The sequence below is a fragment of the Streptomyces sp. V4I8 genome (assembly GCF_041261225.1).
Lineage (GTDB): Bacteria > Actinomycetota > Actinomycetes > Streptomycetales > Streptomycetaceae > Streptomyces.
In genome coordinates, this window is record NZ_JBGCCN010000001.1 from 9,195,427 (window position 1) to 9,219,465 (window position 24,039).

22 protein-coding genes are annotated in these 24,039 nt (G+C 71.1%); 12 read left to right on the forward strand and 10 right to left on the reverse strand.

What is annotated here, in order from left to right:
- Position 1: 1 nt before the first annotated feature.
- The gene (locus tag ABIE67_RS41735) at positions 2-2,077 is read left to right on the forward strand and encodes a SpoIIE family protein phosphatase (protein WP_370266774.1); all 2,076 of its coding nucleotides are present in this window, start codon (positions 2-4) and stop codon (positions 2,075-2,077) included.
- Between the two features lie 46 nt (positions 2,078-2,123).
- Complete coding sequence (locus ABIE67_RS41740; RefSeq protein ID WP_370266775.1) at positions 2,124-2,987, forward strand: Fpg/Nei family DNA glycosylase; 864 nt, start codon at positions 2,124-2,126, stop codon at positions 2,985-2,987.
- Between the two features lie 16 nt (positions 2,988-3,003).
- Here ABIE67_RS41740 and ABIE67_RS41745 read toward each other — a convergent pair whose 3' ends face one another.
- The 3 genes from ABIE67_RS41745 to ABIE67_RS41755 all read right to left on the reverse strand — a co-directional run bounded on the left by ABIE67_RS41745 (position 3,004) and on the right by ABIE67_RS41755 (position 5,019).
- Positions 3,004-3,657, reverse strand: a complete 654-nt coding sequence (locus ABIE67_RS41745) for a zf-HC2 domain-containing protein (protein ID WP_370266776.1) — start codon at positions 3,655-3,657, stop codon at positions 3,004-3,006.
- Positions 3,658-3,808: 151 nt separating this feature from the next.
- Complete coding sequence (locus tag ABIE67_RS41750) at positions 3,809-4,324, reverse strand: hypothetical protein (protein WP_370266777.1); 516 nt, start codon at positions 4,322-4,324, stop codon at positions 3,809-3,811.
- 146 nt (positions 4,325-4,470) lie between these two features.
- Positions 4,471-5,019, reverse strand: coding sequence for a sigma-70 family RNA polymerase sigma factor (locus ABIE67_RS41755; protein WP_030047011.1), 549 nt, complete (start codon positions 5,017-5,019; stop codon positions 4,471-4,473).
- 212 nt (positions 5,020-5,231) lie between these two features.
- Between ABIE67_RS41755 and ABIE67_RS41760 the strand changes: the two genes are divergently transcribed.
- Positions 5,232-6,380 carry a CapA family protein gene (locus ABIE67_RS41760; RefSeq protein ID WP_370266778.1) on the forward strand — a complete coding sequence of 383 codons (1,149 nt, stop codon included), beginning with the start codon at positions 5,232-5,234 and terminating at the stop codon, positions 6,378-6,380.
- A gap of 17 nt (positions 6,381-6,397) precedes the next feature.
- On the opposite strand, the gene ABIE67_RS41765 is transcribed toward ABIE67_RS41760, so the two are convergent.
- On the reverse strand, positions 6,398-6,871 hold the full coding sequence (locus tag ABIE67_RS41765) for a MarR family winged helix-turn-helix transcriptional regulator (protein ID WP_370266779.1): 474 nt from the start codon (positions 6,869-6,871) through the stop codon (positions 6,398-6,400).
- A gap of 57 nt (positions 6,872-6,928) precedes the next feature.
- Here ABIE67_RS41765 and ABIE67_RS41770 point away from each other — a divergent pair, with 57 nt between their 5' ends.
- The gene (locus ABIE67_RS41770) at positions 6,929-7,744 is read left to right on the forward strand and encodes an alpha/beta fold hydrolase (RefSeq protein ID WP_370266780.1); all 816 of its coding nucleotides are present in this window, start codon (positions 6,929-6,931) and stop codon (positions 7,742-7,744) included.
- Positions 7,745-7,765: 21 nt separating this feature from the next.
- On the opposite strand, the gene ABIE67_RS41775 is transcribed toward ABIE67_RS41770, so the two are convergent.
- Complete coding sequence (locus ABIE67_RS41775) at positions 7,766-8,227, reverse strand: universal stress protein (RefSeq protein ID WP_370266781.1); 462 nt, start codon at positions 8,225-8,227, stop codon at positions 7,766-7,768.
- 88 nt (positions 8,228-8,315) lie between these two features.
- Here ABIE67_RS41775 and lysX point away from each other — a divergent pair, with 88 nt between their 5' ends.
- Both lysX and ABIE67_RS41785 read left to right on the forward strand, forming a co-directional pair.
- The gene (gene lysX, locus ABIE67_RS41780) at positions 8,316-11,597 is read left to right on the forward strand and encodes a bifunctional lysylphosphatidylglycerol synthetase/lysine--tRNA ligase LysX (RefSeq protein WP_370266782.1); all 3,282 of its coding nucleotides are present in this window, start codon (positions 8,316-8,318) and stop codon (positions 11,595-11,597) included.
- A gap of 102 nt (positions 11,598-11,699) precedes the next feature.
- Positions 11,700-12,554 (forward strand): polysaccharide deacetylase family protein, encoded by an 855-nt coding sequence (locus tag ABIE67_RS41785; protein ID WP_370266783.1) that lies wholly within the window; start codon positions 11,700-11,702, stop codon positions 12,552-12,554.
- Positions 12,555-12,602: 48 nt separating this feature from the next.
- Here the strand turns inward: ABIE67_RS41785 and ABIE67_RS41790 are convergent, their stop codons facing one another.
- Positions 12,603-13,274, reverse strand: coding sequence for a class F sortase (locus tag ABIE67_RS41790; protein WP_370266784.1), 672 nt, complete (start codon positions 13,272-13,274; stop codon positions 12,603-12,605).
- 331 nt (positions 13,275-13,605) lie between these two features.
- Here ABIE67_RS41790 and ABIE67_RS41795 point away from each other — a divergent pair, with 331 nt between their 5' ends.
- The gene (locus tag ABIE67_RS41795; protein WP_370266785.1) at positions 13,606-14,100 is read left to right on the forward strand and encodes a hypothetical protein; all 495 of its coding nucleotides are present in this window, start codon (positions 13,606-13,608) and stop codon (positions 14,098-14,100) included.
- A gap of 112 nt (positions 14,101-14,212) precedes the next feature.
- Here ABIE67_RS41795 and ABIE67_RS41800 read toward each other — a convergent pair whose 3' ends face one another.
- The 3 genes from ABIE67_RS41800 to ABIE67_RS41810 form a co-directional block, all read right to left on the reverse strand.
- Positions 14,213-14,722: a hypothetical protein gene (locus tag ABIE67_RS41800; protein ID WP_370266786.1), complete on the reverse strand. Its 510-nt coding sequence runs from the start codon at positions 14,720-14,722 to the stop codon at positions 14,213-14,215.
- A gap of 210 nt (positions 14,723-14,932) precedes the next feature.
- Positions 14,933-15,697 (reverse strand): hypothetical protein, encoded by a 765-nt coding sequence (locus ABIE67_RS41805; RefSeq protein ID WP_370266787.1) that lies wholly within the window; start codon positions 15,695-15,697, stop codon positions 14,933-14,935.
- A gap of 15 nt (positions 15,698-15,712) precedes the next feature.
- Positions 15,713-16,345: a hypothetical protein gene (locus ABIE67_RS41810; protein ID WP_370266788.1), complete on the reverse strand. Its 633-nt coding sequence runs from the start codon at positions 16,343-16,345 to the stop codon at positions 15,713-15,715.
- A 291-nt stretch (positions 16,346-16,636) separates the two neighbouring features.
- Here ABIE67_RS41810 and ABIE67_RS41815 point away from each other — a divergent pair, with 291 nt between their 5' ends.
- The 4 genes from ABIE67_RS41815 (at position 16,637) to ABIE67_RS41830 (ending at position 22,313) form a co-directional block, all read left to right on the forward strand.
- Positions 16,637-17,626, forward strand: a complete 990-nt coding sequence (locus tag ABIE67_RS41815) for an SCO0930 family lipoprotein (RefSeq protein ID WP_370266789.1) — start codon at positions 16,637-16,639, stop codon at positions 17,624-17,626.
- A 512-nt stretch (positions 17,627-18,138) separates the two neighbouring features.
- The gene (locus ABIE67_RS41820) at positions 18,139-18,951 is read left to right on the forward strand and encodes an SAM-dependent methyltransferase (protein ID WP_370266790.1); all 813 of its coding nucleotides are present in this window, start codon (positions 18,139-18,141) and stop codon (positions 18,949-18,951) included.
- The gene (locus tag ABIE67_RS41825; protein ID WP_370266791.1) at positions 18,948-21,083 is read left to right on the forward strand and encodes a putative bifunctional diguanylate cyclase/phosphodiesterase; all 2,136 of its coding nucleotides are present in this window, start codon (positions 18,948-18,950) and stop codon (positions 21,081-21,083) included. The genes ABIE67_RS41820 and ABIE67_RS41825 overlap by 4 nt, the downstream gene beginning before the upstream one ends.
- 219 nt (positions 21,084-21,302) lie before the next feature.
- On the forward strand, positions 21,303-22,313 hold the full coding sequence (locus tag ABIE67_RS41830) for an alcohol dehydrogenase catalytic domain-containing protein (RefSeq protein WP_370266792.1): 1,011 nt from the start codon (positions 21,303-21,305) through the stop codon (positions 22,311-22,313).
- 37 nt (positions 22,314-22,350) lie between these two features.
- On the opposite strand, the gene ABIE67_RS41835 is transcribed toward ABIE67_RS41830, so the two are convergent.
- A complete protein-coding gene (locus ABIE67_RS41835; RefSeq protein ID WP_370266793.1) occupies positions 22,351-23,235 on the reverse strand; it encodes a LysR family transcriptional regulator in 885 nt (294 codons plus the stop codon).
- A gap of 131 nt (positions 23,236-23,366) precedes the next feature.
- Between ABIE67_RS41835 and ABIE67_RS41840 the strand changes: the two genes are divergently transcribed.
- On the forward strand, positions 23,367-24,038 hold the full coding sequence (locus tag ABIE67_RS41840) for a succinate dehydrogenase (RefSeq protein ID WP_370266794.1): 672 nt from the start codon (positions 23,367-23,369) through the stop codon (positions 24,036-24,038).
- Position 24,039 lies beyond the last annotated feature (1 nt).

A 24,039-nucleotide genomic window follows, 5' to 3' on the forward strand; every position in this document is an offset into this window, starting at 1 on the left:
CATGGTTGATCGGGGAGCGAGCGCCCTGTCACTCCCGGACGACTGGCCCGCCCACCCGGATCCGATCCTGGCGCTCAACCGCATGGGCAGCTTCGACTGGGACCTGGACTCCGGTTTGTTCCACATGGACGCCCAGGCCCACGAGGTCTTCGACCTGCGCCCCGACGAATACGACGGCAACCCCGCGACCCTGGCGATCCGGGTCCCCCCGCCCGAGGCCTACCGGCTGGACGGCCTGGTCTCCCAGGCCATGAAGGACGGCAGGGAGAACTACGGCGTCTACTTCCGGATCCGCTGCCGCGACGGCACCCGGCGATGGACCCACACCCAGGGCTACATCCGCCGTGACGAGACGGGCCGCCCGCGCCGCATCATCGGCATCGTCCGGGACGCCACCGACGAACTCGCCGAGATCGAGGAGCGGCGCGAGCAGGCGGCGGAGGACGAGGCACGGCGCCAGCAGACCAGCGTCGTCCAGCTCACCACGGCCGCCCTCGCCCACGCCCGGACCGTGCAGGACGTGATCGACGTCCTCAAGGACACCCAAGGCATCACCCACCTCGGTGCCACCAGCCTGGTCATGGGCCTGGTCGAGGCCGGCCGGATCCGGCTGGTGGCCGAGGGCCCCGCGGGCAGCTTCGTGCCCGGGACCCTGGTCACCCGGATCGACGAGCCGTATCCGATGGGCGAGGTCGTCCGGACCCTCAGCCCGCGCTTCATCGAGTCGCCGGAGGAGTTCGCGGAACGCTACCCGATCCTCTGGCCGCACATCACCGACCTGAACATCACGGCCGCCGCCTACATGCCGCTGATCGCCCAGGCCCGGCCGATCGGCGCCATCGGCCTGCTCTACAGCGACCGCAGCGGGTTCAGCACCCAGGACCGCAACGTGCTCGTCGCCCTCGGCAGCAGCATCGCGCAGAGCCTGCAGCGGGCCATGTTCTACGAGCAGGAGAAGGACCTCGCCACCGGCCTCCAGCAGGCCATGCTGCCGCGCACCATCCCCAGCGTGCCCGGTGCCGACGTCGCCGTCCGCTACCGCTCGGGCTCCCTCGGCAGGGACATCGGCGGCGACTGGTACGACCTGATCCCGCTGCCCGGCGGCCGGGTCGGCGCCGTCATCGGCGACGTCCAGGGCCACGACACGCACGCCGCCGCAGTCATGGGCCAGCTGCGCATCGTGCTGCGCGCCTACGCCGCCGAGGGGCACACCCCGGCCACGGTGATGGCCCGCGCCTCCGTGTTCCTGCACGAGCTGGACACCGACCGCTTCGCGACCTGTCTGTACGCGGAGGCCGACCTGTCCACCGGCGTCGTCCAGGTGGTCCGGGCCGGCCACATCGACCCGCTGCTGCGGGAGCCCGGCGGTGCCTGCCGGCGCGTCCCCGTCGAGGGCGGGCTGCCGCTCGGCCTGTCCGCGGAGTTCGGGCGGCTCGAATACCCGGTCGGCACCATCGAGCTGGACTCCGACCACACCCTGCTGCTGTGCACCGACGGCCTGGTCGAGCAGCCCGGCGCCGACCTGGACGACGGCATGCAGGCCCTCACCGCCCTCATCGCCACCGGCCCGCGCGACGTACGCGGCCTCGCGGACCGCCTCATCGACGTCGCCGAGGAACGCGGCGGTGACGACGACGTCGCCCTGCTCCTGCTGCGCCGCCGCGTCCTGGACGCCCCGCAGGCCGGCGGCCGCCTCCAGCAGCACGTCGCCCCCGGCGACCCCGAGGCCCTCACCGGGGCCCGGCACATGATCCGCGCCGCCGTGCGCGCCTGGAGCGCAGGTGACCGGGCCGACGAGATCGAGCTGGTCGCCGACGAGCTGATCACCAACGCCCTCATGCACACCGAGGGCTCCGCCGTGGTGACCCTGCGGGTCCTCGCCGGCTCCGAACGCCGGCTGCGCGTCGAGGTCGAGGACTCCTCCAGCGCCCTGCCACGCCGCCGCGAGGCGGGGGAGTCGGGTGTCTCCGGCCGCGGTCTGCTCCTCGTCGACCTGCTCACGGACGTGTGGGGCGTGGAGGCCCGAGGTGGCGGCAAGGCGGTGTGGTGCGAGTTCGTGGTGCCGGAGCGGAGCTGAGCCGCAGTGAGCCGATGCTGTCGGTGCCGGGTGGCACTCTGGACGTATGCCGGAACTCCCCGAGGTCGAAGCGCTCAAGGACTTCCTGACCGAGCACCTGGTCGGCCATGAGGTGGTCAGGGTGCTGCCCGTCGCGATCAGCGTCCTGAAGACGTACAACCCGCCGGTCACCGCCGTCGAGGGCCATGAGGTCACCGCGGTGCGCCGCCACGGCAAGTTCCTCGACCTCGTCACGGCCGACGGCCCCCATCTGGTGACCCACCTGGCCCGCGCGGGCTGGCTCCACTGGAAGGACGAGCTGCCGAGCGGCCTGCCCCGTCCCGGCAAGGGACCGCTCGCGCTGCGCGTGGCCCTGGAGACCGGCGCCGGCTTCGACCTCACGGAGGCCGGTACCCAGAAGCGCCTGGCGGTGTACGTCGTGCACGATCCCCAGGAGGTCCCGGGCATCGCCCGCCTCGGGCCGGACCCGCTCGCCGACGACTTCGACGAGACGCGCCTCGCGGCCCTGCTGAGGGACGAGCGCCGCCAGCTCAAGGGCGCCCTGCGCGACCAGGGCCTCATCGCCGGGGTGGGCAACGCCTACAGCGACGAGATCCTGCACGCGGCGAAGATGTCCCCCTTCAAGCTGGCGGCCTCACTGACACCCGAGGAGACGGCGCGGTTGTACGAGGCCCTGCGGACGACCCTCACCGAGGCGGTCGAGCGCTCCCGCGGGGTGGCGGCCGGGCGCCTGAAGGCCGAGAAGAAGAGCGGCCTGCGCGTCCACGGCCGTACCGGCGAGCCCTGCCCGGTCTGCGGCGACACGATCCGCGAGGTCTCCTTCAGCGACTCCTCGCTGCAGTACTGCCCGACATGCCAGACGGGCGGGAAGCCACTGGCGGACCGGAGACTGTCGCGGCTGCTGAAGTGAAGCGGACGGTTACGGCTCACCGGGGCTCGAGCGTCACCAGGTGCTCCCCGCCCGCCGTCCTGACCTCGTAGCGGACGATCTCGTCCGAGTGCATCGCCGAGGCGCCCGTCATGGTGTTCTCCCGGGAGCCGTGGTCGGAGGCGTGCCAACTCGTCACGGTCTCCTCCGCGCCGTCCCTGCCGATGGCGATCAGATGGCAGGGACGCGGACCCGACCCGTCCTTCACCTTCAGCTCCACCTTGCTGCCGTAGGCCTCGTTCTCGGTGGTGACCTGGGCCCACACACCCGAGCGCGCGTCGGTCGCCTGGACGACCTGGGTGGCCTGGCTGTCGCCGCTCGCCATCATTGCGACGCCGGGCCCGGCGAGGGCGATCACCACGGAGGCGGCCACGGCGTACATGGTGCGCCGGCGCCGGGCGCGATGGCGGGCCGCCACCGTTTCGAGCAGCCGGTTCAGCAGCTGCGGGCCCGGCTTGGTCATGGGGTGCACGAATCGGGGCGTGGCCCGCCGGTACAGCATCAACTGGCGGGTGATGGGCCCGAACTCGGTCACGTGTGCCGCGCAGCGGGGGCACTCCATGAGGTGGTCCTCGAAGCGGAACGCCTCCGCCTCGTTCAGCACGCCGAGCGCGTACGCGGCGACGTCGCGATGCCTCTCCAGGGACCTCATGCCGAATCCTCGTGCCGTTGGGTGTGGGGTGGGTTACTCCTTGCGCCCACTGGTACGCACCAGTCAGTCGAATCACTCAAGCCGCCCACAGAATCGCAACCAAAGGATTCGGAGCGGCCGGAGCCGAGGATTGGTCCGAGGAGAAAGGAACTTAAAAGAGATGGATGGCGAGGTGCCCGAGCGGCAGTCCGAGCTGCCACGCCGGCGTCCACACCTTCGGTCCCTCGTCCTCTCCCACCGGCGCACCGCCGCCCGGCACCGCGTTCAGATCGGGTGCGAGCAGCTCGGTCTCCTCCAGCCAGCGCCAGGCCGCCTCGGCGAGCTCCAGATCGGGCGCGGGCCCGCCGGACTCGACCGCCTCGGCCGCGAGGCCCGCCATGCGTTCGCACACCCAGTCCTGCCACGGCTGGTCGTAGGCCGTCAGCGACAGCCAGGTCTCCAGCTGGGTGACGACCCGGATGCCGGAGAGCTCGCCGTCGGTGTCGGACAGGAAGATGGTCAGCGCCAGGGCATCGCGCCCCGCGCGGAACTCGAAGGACGTCGGCGGCATGAGATCGCCGGTCCGCAGCAGCTCGTCGGCGATGTACTCGGCGTACAACCACGCCATGGGGACGGTGAGTTCACCGCCGCCGGTGCCGTCCGTGCTCTCTTGACCTCTGTGCAGCATCCCTTCCTGCCTTCCTCCGGTGAGTGCGTCGCCCTACCCCGGGGCCTTGGGCCCTGGCCCAATCCGGAACACGGATGAGGACAGCCGATTACTCAACCGGGGTGTTCAGCAAGGCGCTTTACGGAGGTTTGACTCAGCCATTGGTTTCACCGCAGGTCGGCCGCGTACCCCGGAAGCACCCGGCGCAGGGCGCGCAGCGCATAGTACGCGCGGGACTTCACCGTACCGGGCGGGATTCCCAGGGCCTGCGCGGCTTCCGCAACACTCGCCCCTTGGAAATACACAAGCACCAGGACTTCACGGTGCTCCGGAGTGAGTGTCTTCACAGCCTCGCGTACGTCGAGCATCTCCGCGGCCCGCTCGGCATGGTCGGAGATCACCCGCGCGTTCTCCAGGATCGCGTCCCCGACCTCCGGCGGCCGCGCCTGCCGGGCCCGCCGCGCGTCGATCGCGAGCCGCCTGCCGACGGTCATCAGCCACGGCCGTACGGAGTCGAAGTCGTCGGCGCGCAGGGCCTCGGGATGCTGCCAGGCGCGCACCAGTGTCTCCTGGACGAGGTCCTCGGCTCGCTGCCGGTCGCCGTCGCAGAGCCGGAGCAGGAGCGCGAAGAGGGGCCGGCCGTGCTCCCGCTGCAGTGCGGCGAGCTCGTGCTCGGCGGTCGTCGTCCCGTTCGTGAGGGTGGTTCCGGCCGTCATGGCCGTATGGCATCGCAGGCGACCGTTCCCGGGACAGGGCACGCACACGGATCTGCGGCGGACGGTCGATCGCGTCGGCGAACGGTTCGACGAACGGTCCCTTCCGCCTAGGGGAACGCGCCGGACGGGCTAATGAAAGTGGCCCGATTGTTTGCGACCGGGTAGGGCTTCGTACCTATTGATCCGTATATACGACCACAAGGGGTGAGCCGATGATCGCACGCAGTCGACTTGTGGCCCTCGCTGCGACGGCCGTTCTCGCGGCAGGCGCCGCCTGTCAGGCCCAGAGCCAGGAGGCCTCGGGGCAGTCGGGCCCCTCCGGCAAGGGGCCTCGCGGCTTCACGCTCGTCGCCTCCGGCGACGTCCTGCCGCACACTTCGATCATCGAACGCGCGCGTTTCGACTCGGGCGGCACGGGATACGACTTCCGCCCGATGCTCGCCGGCGCCAAATCGGTCGTCTCCCGGGCCGATCTGGCGCTGTGTCATATGGAGACCGTCTACGGCGAGAAGGGCAAGTACACCGGCTACCCCCTCTTCAAGTCCCCGCCCGAGGTGGCCCAGGGGCTCGCCGCCACCGGCTACGACGGCTGCTCCACCGCCTCCGACCACAGCCTCGACGACGGCGCCGCCGGCATCCTGCGCACGCTGAACGCCCTCGACCGGGCGAAGGTGCGGCACGCGGGAACGGCACGCACCGAGGGCGAGGCCCGTAAGGTCACCGTGCTGCGCGCCGGTCCGGCCAAGGTCGCGCACCTCGCCTACACGTCCGGCGTCAACGGCACCCCGCTCCCGCCGGAGCAGCCCTGGGCGGTCAACCTGATCGACGAGAACAGGATCCGGGCGGACGCCCGCGCCGCCCGGAAGGCGGGCGCCGACGTGGTCGTCGTATCGCTGCACTGGGGCACCGAATGGCAGGACACCCCCGATGACGAACAGGTGACCCTGGCCCGCGGCCTCACGGCCGCCCGCACCGGCGACCGCCCCGACATCGACCTGATCCTCGGCACCCACGCCCATGTCCCGCAGGCGTACGAGAAGGTCAACGGCACCTGGGTGGTCTACGGCATGGGCGATCAGATCGCCGGCGCGATGTACAACGACCAGGGCGTACAGGACCCGCGCGGCAACCAGTCCACCCTCGGCCGCTTCACCTTCACCCCGCCGGACCGCAAGGGCGGCCGCTGGGAGGTGTCGAAGGCCGAGTTCGTGCCCCAGCTGTTCGACATCGACGCCGGCCGGGTGGTCAACCTCAACCGGGCGCTCGCCCAGGGGGCCGACGTACGGGGCGTCCGGGACCGGATCCGGGACGTCGTGCTGAGCCGCGGGGCGGGGAAGGACGGGCTCACCATGGGGGAGTAGGCCGGTCCATGAGTGGGTCAGTCCATGTCCACGTGGTCGAACGTCTGCAGCATTTCCTTCAGCACGCGCACGCACGCCCGGAGCTCGGCCTCGGTCAGGTCGCCGCCGACCTGCCGGTTCAGGGCGTGCTCGCGCGCGAGGACCGCGGTGATGACGGCCTGGCCGTCGTCCGTGATCCGGATCAGTGAGGACCGCTGGTGTGCGGGGTTGGGTGTGGCCTCGGCCCAGCCCCTGGCCACCGCGTCGTTGACCATGCGCTGCACGAACTGCCGGGTCAGGGACATGACCCGGCCCATCTGAGGCACCGTCATGGGCCCGTACCTGTGGAGCAGGACCAGGACGGAGCGCACGCCGACCGACACCCCCTCGACCGCCTCGCCCTGCTCCAGCTTGCGCAGGCCGCGCCGGTAGAGCGCGCCGATCAGGTCGAACACCTCGCTGATCCGGGGGCCGAGATCGTCGGGTGGCAGCGGTGCGTCGATGTCGTTCACCCGGCCATCATGACACCTTGGTTGCCAAAATCGAGGAAAGATGACACCTTGGTTGTCATGACAGCCGCTTTGGAACTGAGCTACTTCGCATCCGCCGACGGGGACCTCGCCTACCGCGACACCGGTGCCGGGGATCTCGTGGTGCTGGTGCACTCCGGTTACGCCGACCACCGCGTCTTCGACGACCAGATACCGGCCCTCGCCGCCCGCCACCGGGTGATCGCCGTCGACGTGCGCGGCCACGGCTTCTCCGCCAACGCGAGCCGCCCGTTCCGCTGGGCGGACGACCTCGCCGGCCTGCTACGCCACCTCGACGCCGGGCCCGCGACCCTGGTGGGCCTGTGCATGGGCTCGGCGGTCGTGACCGACACCGCGCTGGAGTACCCCGAACTGGTCCGCGCGCTGGTCGTCAGCGGCGCCGGGACCAGCGAGTTCGAGTTCACGGAACCGGCGACTCTGGAGCATGTGAGCGAGGCGGCCCGGCTGCTGGGCGCCGGAGACATCGAGGGATGGCTCGACCACTTCGCGAAGGGCGTGGCGGGGCCGCACCGCACGGTCGACGAGGTCGCCCCCGACGTCGTACGACGACTGCGGGACATGTCCGCGCACACACTCGCCAAGCACACGCCGGACGAAACGCAATGGCAGGTGCCCCTGACCGACACCTGGTCCCGGCTGCCGAAGATCGACGTCCCCGTACTCGCGATCCACGGCGCCCTCGACGCGCCCGACAGCATCGCCATGGCGGAACGCGTCGCCCGCACGGTGCCCGACGGCCGCTCGGTCACGCTCCAGGACGTCGGGCACTACCCGAACATGGAGAAGCCGCAGGAGTTCAACGGCCTCCTGCTGGACTTCCTGCGCGACCTCTGACGTCACGCTTCGCCGACGCCGCTACGGCACCACCGTCACCGGCCACCGCCCCGCCTTGACCAGCCGCACGGCGACGGAACCGACGATCCGGTGCCCGGCCTGTTCCGACGCGCCCACCACCACGGCGTCGGCCTTCAGGTCGTCCGCCGCCTTCACCAGGCCGTTGTACGGGTCGCCCGGGAAGGTGTGGAATTCCCAGCGGACTTCGAATATCCCCTTGAGGCGCTCGGTCGCGTCCCTGATCTGGGCGATCAGGTCCTCGGCGATCTCGTCGGTCGTCTCCGCGACCGGCGCCCCGAGGGCCGCGCCCGCGGTCATCACCGGCTGCACGTACACGACGGCGAGCAGCGCGTGCTGCCGTCGCGCGAGGCCGGCGGCGTACGCCGCCGCGCGCAGCGAGGAGTCGGAGCCGTCCACCCCGACCACGATGACCTTGGGTCCGTCCGTGCCCCGCTCGAACCGGTGCGAGTGCTGTTCCGTCACGGCAGGGAGGCTATCGGAAGCCCCAGGTCCCGCCGTCGGGCAGCACGCTCGACGGGCGAGGAGGCCCCGCTCTTCCTAGAGTCGGAACATGAGTGCCACCGTGGAGGCCCCCCGGGAGAAGAGCACCAAGGGCCCGATACGGTCGCCCCGGCACGGCTTCCTGAGCAGGGTGCCGGAGGGCTTCGCGACCTTCTTCGGCGCCCTGGGCGTGCTCTGCGTCCTACTGGCCTTCATCCCACCCCTGCGGACCGCGCTCCGCCCGGTCGTGGAAGCCCTCGACCAGATCATCGTCCCGGTCAGCGCCAACCTCGCCTACGCCGTCTTCCTCTTCCTGCTCGCCGCCGCGACGGCCGCCCGCAAGAAGATCGCCTGGTGGCTGGTCGTCATCTATCTCGCACTGCTGGTCCTGACCGACGTGCTCGGCACGGTGTTCGGCGACTACACCGACTCCTTGCCGTCCCTGATCGTGTGCGGCCTCGCCCTGGCCCTGCTGATCGTCGCCCGGGGGGAGTTCTACGCCGCCTCCCGCCGCGCCGCCGTACGCCGGGCCTTCGGCGTCCTGGTCGTCGGGCTGGCCGTCGGGATCCTGGTCGGCTGGGGGCTGGTCGAGCTGTTCCCCGGCACGCTGCCGCAGAGCCAGCGGCTGGCCTGGGCCGCCGACCGGGTCTGCGGCGGTCTCGTCTCCGGCGCCTCCTACGACGGACGCCCGCCCCGCCCCCTGTACTTCCTGCTCGGCCTGTTCGGCGCGCTCGCCCTCCTCAACGCCGCCGCGACGCTGTTCCGCTCGCAGCGCATGGAGGCCGCCCTGCACGACGACGAGGAGGCCCGCATCCGCGCCCTCCTCAAGGCATACGGCGGCCAGGACTCCCTCGGCTACTTCGCCACCCGGCGCGACAAGGCCGTCGTCTTCTCACCCAGCGGCAAGGCCGCCGTCACCTACCGCGTCGAGGCCGGCGTGTGCCTCGCCAGCGGGGACCCGGTCGGCGACCGCGAGGCCTGGCCGCACGCCATCGCCGTCTGGCTGGACGCGGCCCGCCGGCACGCCTGGGTGCCCGCCGCGATGGGCGCCTCCGAGGACGGGGCCACCGCCTACGCGCGCGCCGGACTCGGTGCCCTCCAGCTCGGCGACGAGGCGATCCTGAACGTTCCGGACTTCGACCTCGACGGCCGCGACATGCGAGTGACCCGGCAGGCCGTCCACCGCGTCCGCCGCACCGGCGCCCACTGCCGCATCCGCCGCCACTCCACCCTCACCGAGACGGAGATGGAGGAGATACTCGGCAAGGCCGACGCCTGGCGCGACACCGAGACCGAACGCGGCTTCTCCATGGCCCTGGACCGCCTCGGCGACCCGGCCGACGGCGACTGTCTCCTCGTGGAGGCCCTCGGCGAGGACGGCGAACTGCTCGCCCTGCTCTCCTTCGTGCCCTGGGGCGGGGACGGCGTCTCCCTGGACCTGATGCGCCGTGACCGCGGGCGCGCCCCCAACGGCGTCATGGAGTTCATGGTCGCCGAACTGTGCGCCGCCGCACCGAAGTCCGGCATCCGCAGGATCTCGCTGAACTTCGCCGTGTTCCGCTCGGTCTTCGAGGAGGGCGCCCGCATCGGCGCCGGACCCGTACTGCGGCTGTGGCGGCGCCTGCTGCTGTTCTTCTCCAAGTGGTGGCAACTGGAGGCCCTCTACCGCTCCAACGCCAAGTACCAGCCGCAGTGGTTCCCGCGCTTCATCTGCTACGGCGAGGCCGCCTCCCTCGCCCGGATCAGCCTCGCCTCCGGCATCGCCGAGGGATTCGTCTCCGTACCGTCGCTGCACAAACTCCGCAGAAAAGGGCACCCGCGAGGCGGGCCACGTCCTGCGACCACCGAAGGACTGCCCTCGCTGGCGGCGCTCGGCCTCGACGGAGGGGACGAGGCCGGGGCCGCCGGGCCGGATGCGGGCCTGCCCGAACAGGTCCGCATCCGGCACCACACCCTCGACCGGCTGCGCGCCGACGGCGTCGACCCCTACCCGGTCGGCATCCCGGACCGCACCCACGCCCTCGCCGACATCCGCGCGGGCGAACAGGTCACCGTCGCCGGCCGGATCTTGCTCGTGCGCGACTTCGGCGGCATCGTCTTCGCCGTGCTGCGCGACTGGTCGGGCGACCACCAACTCGCCCTCACCCGCAAGGACTCCGGCGCCGCACTCGACCGCTTCACCGCCGACACCGACATCGGCGACCTCATCTCCGCCACCGGCCCGGCCGGCGTCAGCGACAAGGGCGAACCCACCGTCTTCGTCACCTCCTGGCAGCTCATCGGCAAGTGCCTGCGCCCCCTGCCCGACAAACGCCGCGGTCTCGCCGACCCCGAGGCCAAGGTCCGCATGCGCTACCTCGACCTGGTCTCCAGCCCCGCCGCCCGCGACGTGGTCCGCGCCCGCTCCACCGCCGTCCAGGCCGTGCGCCAGGGCCTTCTGGCACGTGGCTACCTGGAGGTCGAGACGCCGGTGCTCCAGCAGATCCACGGCGGCGCCAACGCCCGCCCCTTCACCACCCACATCAACGCCTACGACCTCGACCTCTACCTGCGCATCGCACCCGAGCTGTACCTCAAGCGGCTGTGCGTCGGCGGCCTGGAGAAGGTCTTCGAGATGGGCCGCACCTTCCGCAACGAGGGCGTCGACTACAAGCACAACCCCGAGTTCACGATCCTGGAGGCCTACCAGGCGTACGCCGACTACGACGTGATGCTCGACCTGGTCCGCGAGCTGATCCAGGACGCCGCGACCGCCGCCTTCGGCTCGTCGCTGGCCCACAAGGACGGCGAGGAGTACGACATCTCCGGGCAGTGGCCGGTCAAGACGGTGTACGGCGCGATCTCCGAGGTGCTCGGGGAGGAGATCGACCCCGGCACCGAACTGCTCCGCCTCCACCGGCACTGCGACCGCGTGGGCGTGCCGTACGTCGCCGACGACGGCCACGGCGACATCGTCCTGGAGATGTACGAGCGGCTCGTCGAGGAGAAGACCCAGCTGCCCACCTTCTACAAGGACTTCCCCACCGACGTCTCCCCGCTCACCCGCCAGCACCGCACCGACCCGCGGCTCGCCGAACGCTGGGACCTCGTCGCCTTCGGCACCGAACTCGGCACCGCCTACTCCGAGCTCACCGACCCCGTCGAACAGCGCCGCCGCCTCACCGCCCAGTCCCTGCTCGCCGCCGGGGGCGACCCCGAGGCGATGGAACTCGACGAGGACTTCCTCGACGCCCTCGAATACGCCATGCCCCCCACCGGAGGCCTCGGCATCGGCGTCGACCGACTGGTCATGTTCCTCACCGGCCTGACGATCCGCGAGACCCTGCCGTTCCCGCTGGTACGGCGCCGCTGACGGTGCCTCACCGGCCCCACGGCTGGGCCGGGCGGGTGCTTCGATACCGCCGTACCGGTGTCGTACTGGTGCGTCGGTCCCGCACCGGGCGACTGATGAGTCATGACGAAGGATCAGTTGCCCACAGGTCCGCTCACGCGACGCCGCGTGCTGCTCGCCGGTGTCGCCGCCGTCGGCGCGGCCGGCAGCGCCGGACTGTTGGCGACGGTCACGGGCGACGGCGACGAGCCGGTCCGGGCCGCCGCTCCGGTCGCGGGCCCGCAGGCACGCTCCGCGCTCAAGCCCTCCACGTACCGCCTCCAGCCCCTGACGGGGTACGGCCCGCCCAGGGCGGCACCGCGCCGCACCCTCGTACGGCGCGCGCCCCTGCTGCGCGTGTCCGGACGCGGCCGCACCATGGTGCTGACCTTCGACGACGGCCCCGACCCCCGCTACACGCCGTACATCCTGGACACCCTGCGCGAGTACGACGTCCGCGCGATGTTCTTCGTGTGCGGCGAGATGGTCGTCCAGAACAAGGACCTCCTGGCACGGATGGCCGAAGAGGGCCATGTCGTCGGCAACCACACCTGGTCCCACCCGTTGCTCACCCGGCTCAGCCGCGACCGGATCCGCAAGGAGATGGAGCGCACCAGTGACGTCGTCGAGGAGACCTACGGCGAACGACCCGCCTGGTTCCGCGCGCCCTACGGCGCCTGGAACCGCACGGCCTTCCAAATCGGCGCCGAACTGGGCATGGAACCGCTCGCCTGGACCGTCGACACCCTCGACTGGACCACCCCCGGCACCCACACCATCGTCGACCGGGTCGAGAACGGCGCCGCCCCCGGCGTCGTGGTGCTCTCGCACGACGCCGGGGGCGACCGCTCCCAGAGTGTCCGGGCGCTGCGCACCTATCTGCCGCAACTGCTGGACGCCGGGTATTACGTCACCGTCCCGAAACGGCGGTACGGGTGACGGACCGGAAAGACGGTGGACGGCTTTGGCCCGCCCGGTCGAGGACGCTCAGCGAACCTCGACCAGGCTGGCGAAAGCGACGACGTTGCCGTCGTAACCACCCTGCTCGGAGAAACCGCCTCCGCAGGTGATGACCCGCAATTCGGCGCTCCCCTTGGAGGCGTAGACCCGGTCGCCGGGGAAGTCGTTCTTCTCGAACACCTCGATGCCGTAGATCTCGAAAACGGCCGTCTTTCCGTCCTTGCGGACGATCTCGACGCGATTGCCCTTCTGCAGGGCCCCGAGACCGTAGAACACGGCGGGGCCCTGGGTGTTGTCGACATGGCCGACGACCACCGCTGTGCCCTTTTCGCCGGGGGAGACGGAGCCGGTGAACCAGCCCGCCAGATTGGGGTCCTCGGGCGGCGGCGCGCCGACCCAGCCGTCCACGTCCAGGCCGACCGGGATGACCGGCGCGTCCACCTGGATCCCGGGGATCCTGACCCGGTCCGGCAGCGCGTACGGCAGCGGCTGCGCGGCACCCGCGAAGAGGCCGCCGGACACCCGCCGGTCCGGAGCGGCCGCCGACGCGGGCTGCGGCGGCCCCGCGTCGAACTCGCCCGAGCCATTGCGAACGAGCGCGAGGCCGGTCAGCAGGACAAGCGCTATCACACCCCAGGGAGCACGCTTCTTCCGCCGCTCCTCCTCTTCGGCCAGTTCGGCCGCCTCGGACGCAGACATTCGCTTTCCCCTCTCGACGCGGCCGTCGCCCCGTCATTCGCGCATACGTGCACGCTAAGTCCCCCGCGCGCAACCGGCGACGGCAGAGATACGAATGGGTGGTCCGCTCTCCTTCGGGTGCGCCATCCGAGTTGCCACCGACAGGAAAATTCTGACGGTCCGTGACCTGCGGCAATTCCGATTGTGGGGTGATCGGTCGGCGCGTCCTCTCACCAGGACGGACCAGCGCCGAAATGCGGCTTCGCGCATGGCATCTGAGGGTCTTTCTGGGAGGCGCTTTCTCGCCGATCGACCGGGGACGGTTCCCGGGGCGTCTTCCGCGGAGGATCACATGCGTACTACACGTGCCATGGCGGCCGCTGCCACCGCGGTAGCCGCTCTCAGCCTCGCCGCGCCCGCGGCCGTCGCACGGGACGGCATGCCCGTCGGCCCGAGCAACATCGTCGCCATGCCGAGCGTCGTCGCCCGCGGTGGGCAGCTCACCATCACCGTCGACAACTGCCCGCGGGGCGGCACCGCGACCTCGGACGCGTTCCGGCCCACGCGCCTGAGCCCCGTGCATGGCAGCAACACGGCGCGGGGCACCGCGATGATCGACCGGCACGCGAAGCCGGGCTCCCACAGCATCACGGTCATGTGCGACGGCAGGACGCTGACCAACCCCGCTGCCTTCAGCGTGATCGGCGGTGTCCAGGGCGGTCTCGGCGGCAGCAGCTCCACCGGGGCGACGCCGACCGACATGGCCATCGGAGGCGGGCTCATCGCCGTGGCCATCGTCGGTGGCGGGGTCTTCTGGATGCGGCGCCGCGCGGAGAAGCGGATCTGACGCGCCGCCCGGCACGGACAGATCCCCACCGCCCCCTCACGCCTTCGCTCAGGCCTTCGCCCCGGATCCCCACGAGGGGGCCGGGGCGAAGGCGTGTGGACGTGCGATCTGATCAGGCGCCGTCCTCTTCGGTGCGGCGCCGGGAGAGGTGGTACGCCGTCCCCAGCGCGCCCGTGACGAGCGCGGCGCCCAGGGCGAGCTCCTTGAGGTTCAGTCCGTCGGAGCTGCCCCCCTCGCCCGCGTGCACACCCTTCTGCGGGTGGTCGGGCCGTACCGGCGCGGGCCGGCCGCCGGCGATCGTGAGGTCGACGCTCTGCCAGAAGGTGCCGCAGTAGAACGACACCTCGTACACGGCACCGGGCCGGGCATCCCGGTCGACCGTGGCCCTGGCCGTCGTCCGCCCCCGGGGGATGGTGACCGTGTCGAAGACCGCCGACGCGACGGTCACGCTCTGCTCGCAGCCCGTAGCCCGCAAGGTGACCTGCCCGCCGGCCGCGACGGTGGTGGGCAGCACCCTGGCCCAGAAACCCGAGTCCCTCTCGTCGGCCCGGGCGGCCGGGGCGGTCATGGCGAGGGCGGTGACACCCAGCAGGGCGGCCGAAGTGACGCGTATCGCGCGCATGGTGGTTCCTCCGGTTCCCCGAGGAGCAACTGCGGACCCTTTCCGCTTGCGACGGAAATGCACCTCGATGACCGAAACGCTAGGAAGGTGCGTCCACCTGCGCGATCGCTGTCGTACGAATGGGGCAACGCTGTGGGCCGCTCAGGGGACGACGTGTCCATGTGTCCGCTCGTCCACGTGTCCACCGGCGGCCCGTCGGATGAGGGCCTGTCAGCCCTTGGCCTGCGGGAAGAGCTCGATGAAGGGTTCCGCCGATGCGGTGACACCACGGCTGTACGGCGCGTCGAAGTCCCAGATGAGGAAGAGCAGGAAGGCGATCAGCGCGGAGAAGAGCCCGGCCAGGACCAGTTCGCGGGGGGTGCGCCGGATCTGCAGGGCGAAGATCATCCCGATGGTGACGATGCCGCCCGCGATGAGCCCGAACCACACCACGCCCGGCATGGTCTCCCCGGTCGAGTTCGCCCGGGCGTTGCGCGCCTGGTCCGCGGCGGTCACCTGGTCGAGGAGCGGCTGGTACGCCTGCGCCTCGAAGTCCGTCCTCGGCTCGTAGTCGGTGACGTCCTCGCGGACGCGCTGCAGAAGCTCGGTGCCGCGCTCGGTCATGCGGCCGTCGTCGGCCATCGTCTTCCACTCGGTGGTGACGACGTGTCCGACATAGGCGTTGACATCCTCCCGAATACGGTCGCGGATCTCGGCGGGATAGATCCGTACCCGCTCCGAGATCTCGTGCAGCGCCACGGCCTCCGCCTCGACATGGTCCTGGGCGGCGCTGCGGCCCTCCCACACGCCGGCGATGGCCAGGCCGAGGACGATGGCGTACACCACGCCAATCCACATCGTCATGTACTCGATGACGTCCGGGGTCTCGGAGGGATCCTCGTCCTCGGGCGCCGTGCGGTGCCGCAGGAGGGTGATGATGACCACCACGGCGCAGGCGGCCAGCATCGCGAGGGTGAGAACAAGCCATTCCGGCAAGAGAAGCCTCCAGGGTCAGCGCGGTCGCAGTGCGGCCACGGCGGCGATGGCGGGCGCCGCGATGAGCAGGACGAAGGTGAGGGGAGACGGGGCGTCGTGCGCCGGCCCTCTGTGGTGGGTCGCGCGGTAGGGCGGGTAGTGCACCGGGGTCGCGGACGGACTCGGGGTGGGCTTGACCGACGGCTTGGGTGTCGGCGTCGGCTTCGGGGCGGGCGCGGGCGGCGGGGGCGGCTGCGGGCGGGGCGGCGCGGGCCGAGGAGCCGGGGGCGCCGGCGGCGGAGGGGGAGGCGGCGGCTCCGGTCTCGGGCTGGGCGTGGGTTTCGGCGGTGGCGTGGGTGTGGGATCCGGCGACGGGGACGGCGTGGGTGTGGGCGTGGGCGACGGGGTGGGTGTCGGCGTCGGCGTAGGTGTCGGGGTCGGACACTGCGGGGGAGTCGGCCAGGTGAAGGTCCCGGCGACCGCGACCGCCCTCGCGCCGTCCGGGCCGGTGTCGGCGTACGCGCAAGCGGTGGCCTCCGCCATACCGGCCGGTGCCGACACCAGGAGCCAGGTGAGCGTCAGCACTGTCAACACCCGTGTGGTGCGGGCGGATTGGGTCGGTACGTATCCATGCACGACGAAGATCTTGAGCCCAGTCCGCGCAGTCACACGCCGGAGAGTGAGTGGATTGCCTCGAACGGATGACGGATGACCCTCGAAAGGTTTGATCCATGGGCGGACGCGTAACCGCCGAGGCGCGCGTGCGACGCGAGGCGAATGACGGGGTGGGCGGGACGGGTGGGGCGTGGGGGATTCACAGGTGTGACGCGGGCGGTGTCACAGGTTCCGGAAAGAAATTTGTGCGCCGGTTGAACACGAGCGTGGCTTTCGTGCGTACCTCCTGTCGTGCGGCGGCGCAGCAGGGCGCTGCAACACCCTTGTGATATTGGGGAGTTGAAGATGAAGACCTCGTGGCGGAGCGCCTCGCTCGTGGTGAGCGCCGTAGCAGTGCTGGCGCTGACGACGGCATGTGGGGAGGAATCGGCCCCGTCGGCGAGCAGCCAGAACGTCGGTGCCACGGCCGCGGCCGGTGACTACGGAACTGCCGGTACCGGCCTGGGGAACGGCTCCGGTTACGACGCCGGTGCGGCGGGCCAGGAGAGCGCCGCCACGCAGGCCGGCTCCGCCGGTGAGCTGTCCGTTTCCACCAACCAGGAGCTCGGCAAGGTGCTGACCGACAGCGCCGGTCTGACGCTCTACCGCTTCGACAAGGACACGGTGGCTCCGCCCAAGTCGAACTGTGACGGCGACTGCGCCGCGAAGTGGCCCCCGGTCCCCGCGGACGACGCCACGGCCGGTGCCGGTATCGACAAGGAGTTGCTCGGCTCCGTCACCCGGTCCGACGGCACCAAGCAGCTGACGGTCGACGGCTGGCCGGCGTACCGCTTCGCGAAGGACGTCAACGCCGGCGACGTCAAGGGCCAGGGCGTGGGAGGCACTTGGTACGCGCTCGCCCCCGACGGCAAGAAGGCGCAGGGCGGGAGCGAGGCCGAGGCGGCCGGTCTGCCGGGTCTGTCCACGCGCAAGGACGCCAAGCTCGGTGAGATCGTCGTCGACAAGAACGGCCACACGGTCTACCGCTTCATGAAGGACTCGCCCTGGCCGATGAAGACGGCGTGCACCGGCGAGTGCCTGGAGAAGTGGCCGGTCATCGAGCCGGTCGACGCCGAGGACACCGAGGGTATCGATCTGAAGGGGTCCGGTCCCCGGGGGCAGGGCTACGTGGTCTTCGACCGGCCCGACGGACTGAAGCAGCAGACCATCGACTGTGTGCCGATCTACACCTTCGCCGGTGACAAGAAGCCCGGCGACACCAACGGCCAGGGCGTCGGCGGAACTTGGTTCGCCATTCGCCCCGACGGCAAGCCGGTCGGCGCGTCGGAACAGTAGAAGATCACACCTCCCCAGGGTTGATCGCCTCACCCAGTCGAGCACGGACCACGGAAGGGGGGACGAGGACAGCGAGAGTGCCGGACGAACGGCCGGCGCGCCGACCCACCGGTCCGCCCCCCCCGCGGCTCCACGCGCGGGGGGTGGGCCGGTTTGTCGTGATGCATCGCGGTTCATCAGCCGCTTTCACCATGGTTCGGAACTCTGTGGAAGAGTGCCGGACGAACGGCCGGCGCATCCGACCCACCGGTCCGCCCCCCCCGCGGCTCCACGCGCGGGGGGTGGGCCGGTTTGTCGTGATGCATCGCGGTTCATCAGCCGCTTTCACCATGGTTCGGAACTCTGTGGAATGCTTCGGATGTTTTCGTGCGGAGTGCGTGGGGCGTCCCATCGGCACGTGCCACAGGCAGTGACCGGGAACGGATGGTCAATTTCCGTTTCCGCTCGCTCCTTTGGCGGGCGATCAGTAGCCTCAGCTCGAACACCGGATCGCCTACGCCATGGAGAGATAGATGGAGCGTCCCGCCTGGGCCCCTCGGAGCATCGACATCTCGGTGCCCAGTGTCTCGCGCATCTACGACTACTACCTGGGCGGTTCGCACAACTTCGAGGTCGACCGGGAAGCCGGCCGCAAGGCCATGGAGTTCATGCCGGGACTCCCCAAGATCATGCAGGCCAACCGGGCGTTCATGCGCCGCGCGGTGCGCTTCGCGGTCGACGAGGGCATCACCCAGTTCCTGGACATCGGCTCCGGCATCCCGACGTTCGGCAACGTCCACGAGGTGGCCCAGGCGGCCAGCCCCGACGCGCGTGTGGTGTACGTCGACCACGACCCGGTCGCCGTCGCGCACAGCCAGGCGGTCCTGGAGGGCAACGAGGGCGCGGACATCGTCGCCGGGGACCTGCGCAAGCCCCGGGAGATCCTGGCCAGTTCCGAGGTCGAGCGCCTCATCGACCTGAACCGGCCAGTGGCGTTGCTGCTCGTTGCCATACTGCACTTCGTGGAGGACGAGGACGACCCGTACGACGTGGTGGCACAACTGCGCGACGCACTCGCGCCCGGCAGCATGCTGGTGCTCACGCATGCCTCGTACGAGGGAATCCCGCTGCCCGAGGAGCGGGCCAAGGGCACGGTCGACGTATACAAGGACATTCGCAACCCGCTGATCATGCGCTCGCGCGACACCATCGCGCGGTTCTTCGAGGGGTACGACATGGTGGAACCCGGACTGGTGCCGATGCCGCTCTGGCGGCCGGACACCGCACCGGACGACGACGACCCGTGGGCCTTCTCCGGGTTCGCCGGCGTGGGGCGTACGGCGTGAGCGCGGGGCCGGACGGGCCGGAGGACAGACTGCGCCGGTTCGCGACGATCTGGAGCCGGGCCGTCTTCCCGGTGACCTCGACGTCGTCGACCCGGCCGGAGTTCGAGGAGCAACTGCTTCCGCTGGCCCGGCGGTTGAGCGAGGCGCTCAGGTCCAGGACCTTCGACGCGAACGAGGGCAAGGCGGTCGGCGCCGCGCTCGTCACCGCGCACTGCACCGACCCCGAGGCGCTCAGCCGCTCGCTGGACTGCGTCGACGCCTACCTCGTGCTCTACTGCGGCACCGGCGGCGACCAGGAGGACCTGCGGGCCCGCTCGGCGCGGCTGCAGCACGCCATGGCCGCCGGGTTCGCCCAGGCGCTGCGCGAGCGGACGCTGGCCGAGCAGGAGGCGATCTCCGCGGCCGCACTCAAGGCACAGGGCGTGGTGGCCCAGGCCCTGCACGCCACCGAGGCCCGCTTCCGCGCGGTCTTCGAGGGCGCGGCCATAGGCATCGGCATCGCCGACCTGGAGGGCAACGTCCTGCAGGTCAACGGCGCGCTGCTGAGGATGTTCGGCGTCTCCGAGCAGACCATGCACGGCCGCAACGTCATGCAGTGGACCCACCCCGAGGACGCGCCGCAGACCTGGAAGCTCTACGAAGAACTCGTGCGCGGCGAGCGCGAGCACTACCACGTCGAGAAGGCGTTCTCCCGCCCTGACGGAACGGTCCTGTGGACCAACCTCACGGTCTCCCTGCTGCGTGACGCCGACGGCAACCCGCAGTACCAGCTGGCCCTCATGGAGGACACCACCGAGCGCCGCCTGCTCAATCTGCGGCTGCGCTACGAGGCCACGCATGACGCGCTCACCGGCCTGCCCAACCGCACCTTCTTCTTCGAGCGCCTGGAGAAGGCACTGGGCGCCGGGGAAGGCCAGCGCTTCGGCCTGTGCTACCTCGACCTGGACGGCTTCAAGACCGTCAACGACAGCCTCGGCCACGCCGCCGGCGACCGGCTGCTCGTCGAGGTCGCCGACCGGCTGCAGTCCTGCGCCACCGCCCCCGGCGAGATGGTCGCGCGGCTCGGCGGCGACGAGTTCGTGGCGCTGACCACCGGCCCCGACACCGAGCGCGAGGTCGACGAACTCGCCGCTCGCATCATGAACGCGCTCATCGCGCCGATCAGCGTCGACGGCCGGGAGCTGACCGTGCGCGGCAGCATCGGCATCGTGGAGGGGCCGTCCGGGGAACGCAGCCCGGCGGAGGTGCTGCGCAGCGCCGACATCACCATGTACCGGGCCAAGTCGGCCGGCGGCAACCGGTTCGAGCTCGCCGACCCGGAGGCCGACGCCCGCGCCATCACCCGGCACGGACTGACCACGGCGCTGCCGATGGCCCTGGAGCGGGGCGAGTTCTTCATCGAGTACCAGCCGCTGGTCCACCTCGGCGACGGCAGTGTGCGCGGAGCGGAGGCCCTGGTGCGCTGGCTGCACCCGCAGCACGGCATCCTCGGCCCGGACCGGTTCATCCCGCTCGCCGAGCACACGGGACTCATCGTGCCGCTCGGCCGCTGGGTCCTGGAGCAGTCGGTGCGTCAGGCGCGCGATTGGCGAGAACGACTCGACGACGCCGGACCCCTCCGCATCAACGTCAACCTCTCGCCCTGCCAGCTCACCCACCCCGGGCTGGTCCAGGACACGGTGGACATCCTGGAGCGCGCGGGCGTGGCACCCGACGCCCTCTGCCTGGAGGTCACCGAGTCGGCCCTCATCGGCGCCGACGACGATCTGCTCAAGCCCCTGCGCCGCCTGGCCGAGATGGGCGTCGACATCGCCCTGGACGACTTCGGTACCGGCTACTCCAACCTCGCAAACCTGCGCCGGCTGCCGGTGAGCATCCTCAAGCTGGACCGCTCCTTCACCCAGAGCATGCAGCAGTTCCCGGCAGACCCCGTCGACCTCAAGATCGTCGAGGGGATCGTCTCCCTCGCCCACAGCCTGAGCCTCGCGGTCACGGTGGAGGGCGTGGAGACCGGAGCCCAGGCCGAGCAACTGCGCATACTGGGCTGCGACACGGCCCAGGGCTGGTACTACGCCCGCCCGGGCCCACCGGACCGGCTGCACGAGCTGGCGCTGGTGGACGCGACGGGCTGACGCGGGGCGGGGGCGGTACGGGCGGGGCGGTCACCCGCCCGGGACCCGTACGGCCGGATGCTCGCCGGTCCTCGTACGGGCGGCACCCGGCCCCGCCACGGCCCCCAGGAGCGGCGCACATCGCTCGCAGCGCGTCGCGAGCTCCGTCGAGACGGTGCACGCCGCAGACTCGAAGGACACCGGACAACCCGGAGTACCTCCTCAACCCTGGAGCCCGCGATGCGTGCTGCCGTCGCCACCGGCGCGAACCTTCCGCTCGCCCTCGACACGCTCGACGTCCCCCAGCCGGCCGCCGGCGAGGTCCTGGTCAAGGTCACCGCGTGCGGTGTCTGCTTCTCCGACCTGAACCTCCTGCGCGGTCACTATCCCTTCGCCCGGTTCCCCGTCGTCCCCGGCCATGAGATCACCGGAGTGGTGACGGCGGTCGGCGAGGGCGTGACCTGGCCGGAGGTCGGGACCGTGGTGGGCGCCCAGTTCCTGTACGACTCCTGCGGGCACTGCGACTACTGCGTGCGCGGCGACCGGATCCTGTGCCCGCGCAAGCGCATCACCGGCATCGTCGCCGACGGCGGTTATGCCGAGTACGCCCTGCTCAAGGCCGACTTCGTCACCCCGCTGCCGGACGGCCTGGACCCCGTGGCCGCGGCTCCGCTGATGTGCGCGGGCCTCACCGCCTTCAACGGCCTGCGGCAGGGCGGCGCCAGGGCCGGAGCCAGGGTCGCCGTCGTCGGCCTGGGCGGAGTGGGCGCATTGGCGGTGCGCTACGCGGTCGCCATGGGTGCCCCGGTGGCGGTCGTGGGCCGTTCCCGACGTGGCGAGGGCCAGGCGAAGACGCTGGGCGCCGAACTCTACGTAGCGACCGACGAGTCCGACCCGGCCGACGCGCTCAGGGCCTGGGACGGCGGCGCCGACCTGGTGCTCAACGCCGCCCCGTCCACGGCCGCGGCCACCGCCACCCTCGGCGGCCTCGCCCCCGACGGCACCCTCCTTCTCCTCGGCTACGACTCGGAACCGCTCACGCTGCCCACCCAGCCCATGATCCTCAACCGCCTGCACGTGGCCGCGTCGCCCTCCGGCTCCCCGCACGACCTGCGCGACACCCTCGCCTTCTCGGCGGCCCACGGAATCCTGCCCGAGGTCACACCGATCACCCTCGACCAGGCCCCGGCCGTCCTCGACGCGATGGCCGGCGGATCCGCACACGGCCGCAGCGTGATCACCTTCGCCTGACCGGCCGGGCCCGCGCGGGCGGCCCCGGTGAGCCCCATCACCGCTCCAGCAGCATCCGCTGCAGCTCTCGCGCGGCCCGAGGCGGAGCCACATCGCTGCGGTGAGCGAGCGCGATCGTCCGGTGCAGGCCGGGCCGGGCCAGCGGCGTGACGCGTAGCCCACGGCCCGACCGTGCCGCCACCATGCGCGGGACGACGGCCATCCCCAGGCCCGCCCGCACGAACCCCAGCACCGCGTCCATCTCGCCGCCCTCGACCGCGAAGTCCGGCTCGAAGCCCTCGGCGCGGCAGGCGGCCACGGTCAGCTCACGCAGGTCGTAGCCGTGCCGGAACATCACCAGGCGTTCGCCCTCCAGGTCGGAGATGCGCACCGTGCGCCGTCCGCCACCCGGATGGGGCGCCTCCGGCGAGGAGACGACCACCAGGTCCTCGCGGAGCAGCTCCACCGTGGTCAGCGCGGGGGAGGGCGTCGGCAGGGGCAGAACGACCAGGGCCAGGTCGAGGGCGCCGCGGGCGAGCTCCCGCACCAGGTCGTGCGAGCCGCCCTCCTCGATCAGCAGCTGGATACCGGGATAGCGGTCGTGGAAGGCGCGCAGCACGTCCGGAAGCAGGCCCGTGCACACGCTCGGGGTCGCGCCCAGCCGGACCCGGCCCTGGCGCAGCTGCACCAGTTCCTGCACCTCATGGCGGGCGGTGTCCGCGTCGGCCAGGATGCGCCGGGCCAGTGGCAGCAGGGCTTCTCCGGCGTCCGTCAGCGTGATGTTGCCGCGCGCCCGCAGGAACAGGTCCGCGCCCAACTCCCGCTCCAGCGCCTTGATCTGCTGCGACAGCGAGGGCTGCGCGACATGCACCAGGTCGGCGGCCCGGGTGAAGTGCCGGGTCTCGGCGACCGCCACGAAGTACTGGAGCTGCTGGAACTGCATCCTCCCAGCATAGGACCAGCATAGGGTATGTCTATCGAAACGAGCCGGACCATGTCTTGGACCGATGGGGTGCCACGGCCCTAGCGTCCTGTTCCATGGCTCTGGCAACGCGGACGGATCGACGGCCGTCCATGGCACGCACGGTGTGGGACTCCACCGTCGGCAAGAAGACCGTGATGGCGGTCAGCGGGCTGATCATGCTGCTGTACCTGGTCGTCCACATGATCGGAAACCTGAAGATCTTCTTCGGGGCGGGCGAGTTCAACCACTACGCGCACTGGCTGCGCACCGTCGGCGAGCCGTTCATGCACTACGAGTGGACGCTCTGGCTCGTCCGGGTCGTCCTGGTCGCCGCCGTGGTCGCGCACGCCACCTCGGCGTACCAGCTCAGCCGCCGCGACATCAGGGCACGCCCCAGCAAGTACGTGCACAAGAAGCCGCGCGCCTCCTACGCCACGCGCACCATGCGCTGGGGCGGCATCATCCTCGGCCTGTTCATCGTCTGGCACATCCTCGACCTGACGACCGGCACCGTGCACTCCGGCGGCTTCCAGGAGGGCCGGCCGTACCAGAACGTCGTGGACACCTTCTCCACCTGGTACGGCAACACCATCTACATCGTCGCGATGCTCGCGCTCGGCCTGCACATCCGGCACGGCTTCTGGAGCGCGGCCCAGACCCTCGGCGCGGGCAGCCGCACCCGCGACCGCGCCCTGAAGGCCACGGCCAACGTTCTCGCGCTGCTGCTCACGGTCGGATTCATCGCCGTACCCGTGGGCGTCATGACCGGAGTGGTGAGCTGAC

What these genes read in the sequence shown, in the direction of transcription:
- ABIE67_RS41735 (WP_370266774.1), top strand. Translation starts at nt 2, where the DNA reads ATGGTTGATCGGGGAGCGAGCGCCCTGTCACTCCCGGACGACTGGCCC.
- ABIE67_RS41740 (WP_370266775.1), top strand. Translation starts at nt 2,124, where the DNA reads ATGCCGGAACTCCCCGAGGTCGAAGCGCTCAAGGACTTCCTGACCGAG.
- ABIE67_RS41745 (WP_370266776.1), bottom strand. Translation starts at nt 3,657, where the DNA reads ATGAGGTCCCTGGAGAGGCATCGCGACGTCGCCGCGTACGCGCTCGGC.
- ABIE67_RS41750 (WP_370266777.1), bottom strand. Translation starts at nt 4,324, where the DNA reads ATGCTGCACAGAGGTCAAGAGAGCACGGACGGCACCGGCGGCGGTGAA.
- ABIE67_RS41755 (WP_030047011.1), bottom strand. Translation starts at nt 5,019, where the DNA reads ATGACGGCCGGAACCACCCTCACGAACGGGACGACGACCGCCGAGCAC.
- ABIE67_RS41760 (WP_370266778.1), top strand. Translation starts at nt 5,232, where the DNA reads ATGATCGCACGCAGTCGACTTGTGGCCCTCGCTGCGACGGCCGTTCTC.
- ABIE67_RS41770 (WP_370266780.1), top strand. Translation starts at nt 6,929, where the DNA reads ATGACAGCCGCTTTGGAACTGAGCTACTTCGCATCCGCCGACGGGGAC.
- lysX (WP_370266782.1), top strand. Translation starts at nt 8,316, where the DNA reads ATGAGTGCCACCGTGGAGGCCCCCCGGGAGAAGAGCACCAAGGGCCCG.
- ABIE67_RS41785 (WP_370266783.1), top strand. Translation starts at nt 11,700, where the DNA reads ATGACGAAGGATCAGTTGCCCACAGGTCCGCTCACGCGACGCCGCGTG.
- ABIE67_RS41790 (WP_370266784.1), bottom strand. Translation starts at nt 13,274, where the DNA reads ATGTCTGCGTCCGAGGCGGCCGAACTGGCCGAAGAGGAGGAGCGGCGG.
- ABIE67_RS41795 (WP_370266785.1), top strand. Translation starts at nt 13,606, where the DNA reads ATGCGTACTACACGTGCCATGGCGGCCGCTGCCACCGCGGTAGCCGCT.
- ABIE67_RS41800 (WP_370266786.1), bottom strand. Translation starts at nt 14,722, where the DNA reads ATGCGCGCGATACGCGTCACTTCGGCCGCCCTGCTGGGTGTCACCGCC.
- ABIE67_RS41815 (WP_370266789.1), top strand. Translation starts at nt 16,637, where the DNA reads ATGAAGACCTCGTGGCGGAGCGCCTCGCTCGTGGTGAGCGCCGTAGCA.
- ABIE67_RS41820 (WP_370266790.1), top strand. Translation starts at nt 18,139, where the DNA reads ATGGAGCGTCCCGCCTGGGCCCCTCGGAGCATCGACATCTCGGTGCCC.
- ABIE67_RS41830 (WP_370266792.1), top strand. Translation starts at nt 21,303, where the DNA reads ATGCGTGCTGCCGTCGCCACCGGCGCGAACCTTCCGCTCGCCCTCGAC.
- ABIE67_RS41835 (WP_370266793.1), bottom strand. Translation starts at nt 23,235, where the DNA reads ATGCAGTTCCAGCAGCTCCAGTACTTCGTGGCGGTCGCCGAGACCCGG.
- ABIE67_RS41840 (WP_370266794.1), top strand. Translation starts at nt 23,367, where the DNA reads ATGGCACGCACGGTGTGGGACTCCACCGTCGGCAAGAAGACCGTGATG.